The sequence below is a fragment of the Serratia sp. T13T92 genome, from assembly GCF_047530105.1.
Classification (GTDB): domain Bacteria; phylum Pseudomonadota; class Gammaproteobacteria; order Enterobacterales; family Enterobacteriaceae; genus Chania; species Chania fonticola.
Window position 1 is genome coordinate 1 of the sequence record NZ_JBLJAK010000086.1, and the last position, 5,623, is coordinate 5,623.

Here is a 5,623-nt window from a genome sequence, read left to right on the forward strand (position 1 = left end):
AGCACTTCCTGCCGGTACAGCGGCAGCGCGAACTGGAATTTGTTGATGATGATTTGCGCGACCAGCGACGGCGTGGCGTAGCTTTTAGGGAACACCGCCGGCACCGACGGTGCCACCTTCACGCTGCCGCTCGTGCCCTGTTGTTCGCAACACCGGCAACCGTATTTCTCGCGGATATAGCGGGTCACCCGGACATGCGCAGGTATCAGCTCCAGCTCTTCACGCACCTCTTCGCCCATCACGTGCATCTGCTGGTGACAGCAGTCGCACACCTGCTCTTCGGGAGGGAGGCGAACGATGACCTCCTCGCGTGGCAGACCGGGCGGTAGACGCGGGCGCCGTTTTTTGGGCTGCTGTGTTCCGTCGTTTTGCGTGACGTTATCGTCAGAGGCGCTGTCGTCGGCATTGAGGGGTTCCGGTTCGCAGGCGTCATCGTCGCTGAATACGTCGACGCCAACCGACGCTTCAGCTTCGGCTTCGTTGAATACGTCGCCCTGTGGCGGGTGTGGCTCGGCACTGCGACCGAACATTTTGCGCCGGTACAGATTGAGTTCTTCGAGCTGCGCCTGCAGCTCCTGCTGCTGCGCCTGCAACTCTTGCTGTAACCCAATGATTATCTGTTTCAGTTCATTGATATCATTCGGCAAGTTGTCGGTAGTCGTTCTCATGGCGCTACTGTAGCAGGCAACGCGGGGATAGGCTGATAAAGTTAACTGACCGCAATGCAATCGAAGGGTTGATGCGTGCGGATTTTATCGAGGTCAACACCAGCAAGTAACCAGCGCCATTGCTCTTCGGTAAGCCGTATGGCTTGCTGGCCCACTGTTGGCCAGCGGAAAAAATCTTTCTCCAGACGTTTGTACCACAGGCAAAACCCGGTTTTATCCCAGTAGAGCGCCTTGACCTTGTCGCGGTTTCGGTTGCAGAAGACGAACAGGGCCTCGTCGAAGGGAGAATGAGTCCCCTCCTGCTCAATAATCAACGCCAGGCCGTTGATGCTTTTTCGGAAATCCACGTACTCTGGATAAAGGTAGATAGCAGGCGCATCGACGAACATCTTCATGACGCCATCTCCCGCAACAACGTGGCCAGCCAGTGAGGGGAAATATCGACCGGCAGTGATAACGTGGCGCCGGGAAGGATGAGAGCCAGTTGCCGGCTTGCCTGAGGAACGGACGAAACGGTTTCCCTGGGCACAGGCTTATCGTCGGACAAGGAAGCAGAGGGGACAAGCGTATCGGTAAACGCACCTGGCGGAAGCGCTGGAACGAAGGAACGTGCAGATTTGCTGCTGACAGAAAGCCGATGCCTGGCATTGGAGAATGCGGAGCGAGTGATGCCATGTTGATGGCAAAACTGGGTTTTATTGAGTCCAGAGCGTTGTTGTTCGTCAAAAAGGGCGTGCCATTCTTCGGGCGTGCGGATGTTCCTCATGGGTTTGCTCCGTGTTGATGATCGGGAACAAGATCATGGCAACATCGCGAACGCAATAACAGGTGGGGTTCCAGCGACGCTTACGCTTTTTCACCGCTGCTTTTTCACGGCTCTGCCAATAGGCGCGCTCGGTTTCCGTGTTGGCATTCATACCCAGCGTGGCGCAAGACTCGGTCAGATTTAAATACATGGTGTTTTTTCCTTCTAGTGAGGGGTGGCAGCAATACGCCGCCACCGGGTTAAAAAATCAGTAATCGGCGGCCAGCTCGGCCATCAGTTCATCACTTGAGGCCTGTGCGCGTTGTTCTTCGGCCAGTGTCAGCATGATCCCCCGCTTCGTTGCCGCCCCCATAAACACCGGGCGATCTGTTAGCGGTAATCTTTCCATCCAGTTCATCGCCATAGCCAGTAGGCGTGATTCGTAAATTTCGTAATAGCTGCCACACCCTTTATTGGCCTCTTTTTCCAGCCGTTGGATCACCACGTCAGCGCGGATAACATCAAACGGGTGACGTGAGTGAATGTTGCAGACAAAACCATCAAATCGTGGTGTTGTCCTTTCACATATCCTGCTAGCTTCCGTCGCGCCGTTGACCTTGACGTTATGTGTGTGCATGTTATTTCTCCCGTTAGTGTTTATTGTCACATCCCACTGAGCCCCTCGCCGCAACCGCTAAACTGACCTTCCAGGGATGAGGATGAAGTCAAATTTGGCGACAAAGCCGCAGCGCAAGCGACCGCAGGGAGTGCGAACGGGTGCCGGCGACAGATTTGACTTCAGACGCCTGGAAGGTAGTTTTTAGCGGGGCGAGGGACTCAGTGGGTGTGACTGACACGGTAGTAGCAATATGCACGCACCCGACACGGCGAAACGCCGTGGCGACCTTAGCGCCCTGCAGCCTTTTGCAGGGCAGTGAAACGCGCTGGCCACCTGGTCAGCTGCAGCCCTTGACCTGGCCGTTAGATATCAGACCCTAGCCGTAGGCCCGAAACCCGCTTGCGGGGTTCGGCAGAAGCTTACCCGGCATTTTGGCCGGGTTAGCTGAGTAGGGGTGACGACCAGGCAACGCCTGGGAGCCGAAGGTATCCAAACAGCCGTTGAATTAGTTTCTCGCCAGCCAGCTGCAATACCATCGCTGTCGGAAGAAGATAATCAGGAAAGAGAGATGATCTGGAAGAAGATAAGAGAGGAAGATAATCAATCCCTCCTGGAGCGGCAGATAGAAGAACGGCGCCGCAGGTGCCGTCCTCTCTTTGGATTTTGGCCGCCCGTGCTTGCACGCCGTAAAGGGGTAGACCTGGGCAGCAACCACAGGACTGATGTTCTACACCTGTGGCTGCCTGTTGCGGAAAATTACATGCCAACCAGACTTTCCAGCGGGATCTTGAATTGCTTGTGCAGGTTGCGGATCATCGGCAAGGTGAGTTTTCGTGTACCATTCAGGACTTCATACACACGGTTTGCCCTGCCGATCGCTGGCTCCAAATCTTTGACCGTCAAGCCCTGTTGCTCCATCCGGAATTTTATCGCCTCGATGGGGTGAGGGGGCTCAATGGGATAGTGCTTCTTTTCATACTCTTCAATCAGTAAGCACATGATCTCAAAATAGTCCCCTTCCGGGGTATCCATTGCTGGTTCGTTGTCAAAGAGGGGGGAAATGGCCTTTACGGCTGCATTGTAATCATCTTCGTTACGGATCGGTTTGATTTGCATCGTTTTACTCCAGTTCTACAGTTTCAGCATCGATGGCATCGTATTCGCGGTGCGTGCCGATGAATTTCACAAACATCCATCCCCGCTGATAGGCAATCGCTACGATTAACCTGTAGTCGTTTCCTTTGATATTGAATACCACCCGCCTGTTTTTCAGAATGCTGGCGCTGCGGTACTGTTCTTTAATCTCTGCCGGGGTACGCCAGTTCGCTTTGACGGCCTCATCTACCCATGCTTTCAGCGGCTGCTCGGCATCGGGATATTCATCCCAAAAATCTTTTAATGTCTTAACGGATATGATTTTCATACTGTTTATTATAGTCCCAAATTGGGATTAATCAAGGTTTTAGTCCCACCACGGGACTCATTTTATAGCATTAAAGCGGGGAGGGTCACCCCTTCCCGCTGGGCATAACAGGGCTATAAACTGCCTTGACCGGCATTATTAATGCTCAAATCTCAGCTCAAAACTGCCATTTTGGTCGCCTGCTGCATAATCTTTGCCAGCGCCTCCACACTCTGCCGCAGAGCCAACCGGCCTTCCCATTCGTTGATGTAGTAAATCGGCGTATAGCGAACGCGGGTGAATTTCGTGGTCAATGCATTGCCGGTGATCACCTTGGCAGCGATCCCGAGCAGGCTCAACTGGATGAAAGCCATATCAGCGGCAACAGGATCAATATCGATACACTCGACATATAGGTGTTCAGAAGGATTTAACCCCGCTTCCAGCATGCACTGAGCATAAGCCAGCACCATACCCGCCGCGCCGCATGCTGGCTCATGCAGTTCGATCCAGCCCTGTTTTTGGACTACTGCCGCAATATCTCCAGTCAGCATTTTCGCCATCATCAATTGAATAGAGTACGGCGTAAAAAATTGGCCCATCTGATCGGAGCCAAGTTCCAGCTCCATGAATATTGCCCCCAGGAAATCATGAAATTCACCTTCCAGGGCGGTGACCATCAGGCAAAACAGTTTTTTCATATTGTCGTGATCAGCAGCCGTGTAACCGTCGCAAATCTGGCGGCTACGCTCGATGTTTTCAGGCGTTCGGATGCGAACCATATCCAGTTCACTAGCCGCTAGTGTAATGAAGTCACGAAACACGTCCCAACGCCGCATATTTTGCGCTGTGTGAGCAAAGACGCTGATAAACTGCTTTCGGGCTACATCTGGCATGATCATGCGGGGTGCTACTGGGCTGAGCGGTTTCTTGATCGGCACGGGCTTGGTTTGCGCTGATACGCTTTCGAACGCGCTGCACAAATCGGTAAAACTCAGTTGCGACATAGGCTTATCTCCATATTTGACAGTGAAAGCCGGTCTAACTTTCTCAGGAGTAAACCGGCTAGAGAAGACAGGGGAAACCCTACTTGTTAGTCATGGTGTTGCAAATGGCCATAGAGGGGTAATGCGTACGTACGTTCGGCGTTCCAGATATCGCCATCGCGTGCCACTTCCACGAACTCGCCGTTTTCCAGACATCGCCACTGATCGGCATCAACTGTAAAGTGATAGCCTGTTGTGCTGATACAGACGTCTTGTATAGGCACCTGCACATCCACGGCATCCACAACAAAGTCGCTTTCCTTTGGCGCAAGCAAGCCGAATTTGAAAGCTGCATCCAGCCTGCTTTTTGCAAAGATAAAATACCGATGATGCGTGCTAAAGACTCCACGAAGGCTGTAGGCGGTATATTTCACGACAAAACGACCTAACTCTTGATTAGCGAAAGCACTTAGGTCTTTAACCCATCTTTTGGGAGGATCTTGCGTGGCGGTTTTGACGTTGACTTTTTGTGTGTTCATGCTGTTTTTCCCCTTATCAGGTGGTTAGTCCATCTTTCGGTTAGGTCTCACGCGGCAAATGGCGTAAGGAGCAACAGGCCTGGGCAGAAAACAAAGGGCCGTTTACGGCGTTTACCTTCCTTTGTTTTCTGAACGGGAATGGTGCTACAAACAGCCATCCGCGAAGAACTAAACGAGAGAGGGATCACCAGGGGCAACAGTATGAACAAACCCGGCACGACGGAACGGCGGGACGTCCTTAGCGCCCTGCAGCTTTACCGCGGGGCAGTGAACGCGCTGGCCCTGGCCAGCTGCTGCCCTTGACCTGGCCGTTAGATATCAGACCCAAGCCTTCAGGCCCGAACCCCGCTTTTTATGCGGGGTTCGGTGAAGCTTGCCCGGCATTTTTTGGCCGGGTTAGCTGAGTAGGGGTGACGACCAGGCAACGCCTGGAAGCCGAAGGTATCCAGACTGCTGTTGACCTGATTTTGGGCCAGAGAGAGGCGACACCAACAGCGTGGAATGGAAACGATCGGAGAAATGACAATGAGAAAGACAGTAAGCGTCGCTGGAACCCCACCTGTTATTGCGTTCGCGATGTTGCCATGATCTTGTTCCCGATCATCAACACGGAGCAAACCCATGAGGAACATCCGCACGCCCGAAGAATGGCACGCCCTTTTTG

At 53.1% G+C, this 5,623-nt stretch carries 10 protein-coding genes; 1 reads left to right on the forward strand and 9 read right to left on the reverse strand.

Features of this window, described 5'->3' with window-relative positions; genetic code table 11:
- The 9 genes from ACMV5I_RS28925 to ACMV5I_RS28965 form a co-directional block, all read right to left on the reverse strand.
- Window positions 1-668 (reverse strand): IS66 family transposase zinc-finger binding domain-containing protein (locus tag ACMV5I_RS28925; RefSeq protein WP_414825899.1); only part of this gene is annotated, 668 nt, incomplete at its 3' end.
- Between the two features lie 41 nt (window positions 669-709).
- Window positions 710-1,063 carry an IS66 family insertion sequence element accessory protein TnpB gene (gene tnpB / locus ACMV5I_RS28930; RefSeq protein WP_414825900.1) on the reverse strand — a complete coding sequence of 118 codons (354 nt, stop codon included), beginning with the start codon at window positions 1,061-1,063 and terminating at the stop codon, window positions 710-712.
- Window positions 1,060-1,434: an IS66 family insertion sequence element accessory protein TnpA gene (gene tnpA / locus ACMV5I_RS28935; protein WP_414825901.1), complete on the reverse strand. Its 375-nt coding sequence runs from the start codon at window positions 1,432-1,434 to the stop codon at window positions 1,060-1,062. Before tnpA ends, tnpB begins: the two co-directional genes overlap by 4 nt.
- A complete protein-coding gene (locus ACMV5I_RS28940) occupies window positions 1,391-1,624 on the reverse strand; it encodes a hypothetical protein (RefSeq protein WP_414825902.1) in 234 nt (77 codons plus the stop codon). The genes tnpA and ACMV5I_RS28940 overlap by 44 nt, the downstream gene beginning before the upstream one ends.
- Before the next feature lie 57 nt (window positions 1,625-1,681).
- Window positions 1,682-2,050, reverse strand: a complete 369-nt coding sequence (locus tag ACMV5I_RS28945) for a hypothetical protein (protein WP_414825903.1) — start codon at window positions 2,048-2,050, stop codon at window positions 1,682-1,684.
- 738 nt (window positions 2,051-2,788) lie between these two features.
- The gene (locus tag ACMV5I_RS28950) at window positions 2,789-3,148 is read right to left on the reverse strand and encodes a helix-turn-helix domain-containing protein (RefSeq protein ID WP_414825904.1); all 360 of its coding nucleotides are present in this window, start codon (window positions 3,146-3,148) and stop codon (window positions 2,789-2,791) included.
- Window positions 3,149-3,152: 4 nt separating this feature from the next.
- On the reverse strand, window positions 3,153-3,455 hold the full coding sequence (locus ACMV5I_RS28955) for a type II toxin-antitoxin system HigB family toxin (protein ID WP_414825905.1): 303 nt from the start codon (window positions 3,453-3,455) through the stop codon (window positions 3,153-3,155).
- A 152-nt stretch (window positions 3,456-3,607) separates the two neighbouring features.
- The gene (locus ACMV5I_RS28960) at window positions 3,608-4,441 is read right to left on the reverse strand and encodes an N-6 DNA methylase (protein ID WP_414825906.1); all 834 of its coding nucleotides are present in this window, start codon (window positions 4,439-4,441) and stop codon (window positions 3,608-3,610) included.
- An 86-nt stretch (window positions 4,442-4,527) separates the two neighbouring features.
- Window positions 4,528-4,959 (reverse strand): hypothetical protein, encoded by a 432-nt coding sequence (locus ACMV5I_RS28965; RefSeq protein ID WP_414825907.1) that lies wholly within the window; start codon window positions 4,957-4,959, stop codon window positions 4,528-4,530.
- A 410-nt stretch (window positions 4,960-5,369) separates the two neighbouring features.
- Here ACMV5I_RS28965 and ACMV5I_RS28970 point away from each other — a divergent pair.
- Window positions 5,370-5,623: hypothetical protein (locus ACMV5I_RS28970; protein ID WP_414825908.1), on the forward strand; the 254-nt coding region annotated here is incomplete at its 3' end.

What these genes read in the sequence shown, in the direction of transcription:
- tnpB (WP_414825900.1), bottom strand. Translation starts at nt 1,063, where the DNA reads ATGAAGATGTTCGTCGATGCGCCTGCTATCTACCTTTATCCAGAGTAC.
- tnpA (WP_414825901.1), bottom strand. Translation starts at nt 1,434, where the DNA reads ATGAGGAACATCCGCACGCCCGAAGAATGGCACGCCCTTTTTGACGAA.
- ACMV5I_RS28940 (WP_414825902.1), bottom strand. Translation starts at nt 1,624, where the DNA reads ATGTATTTAAATCTGACCGAGTCTTGCGCCACGCTGGGTATGAATGCC.
- ACMV5I_RS28945 (WP_414825903.1), bottom strand. Translation starts at nt 2,050, where the DNA reads ATGCACACACATAACGTCAAGGTCAACGGCGCGACGGAAGCTAGCAGG.
- ACMV5I_RS28950 (WP_414825904.1), bottom strand. Translation starts at nt 3,148, where the DNA reads ATGCAAATCAAACCGATCCGTAACGAAGATGATTACAATGCAGCCGTA.
- ACMV5I_RS28955 (WP_414825905.1), bottom strand. Translation starts at nt 3,455, where the DNA reads ATGAAAATCATATCCGTTAAGACATTAAAAGATTTTTGGGATGAATAT.
- ACMV5I_RS28960 (WP_414825906.1), bottom strand. Translation starts at nt 4,441, where the DNA reads ATGTCGCAACTGAGTTTTACCGATTTGTGCAGCGCGTTCGAAAGCGTA.
- ACMV5I_RS28965 (WP_414825907.1), bottom strand. Translation starts at nt 4,959, where the DNA reads ATGAACACACAAAAAGTCAACGTCAAAACCGCCACGCAAGATCCTCCC.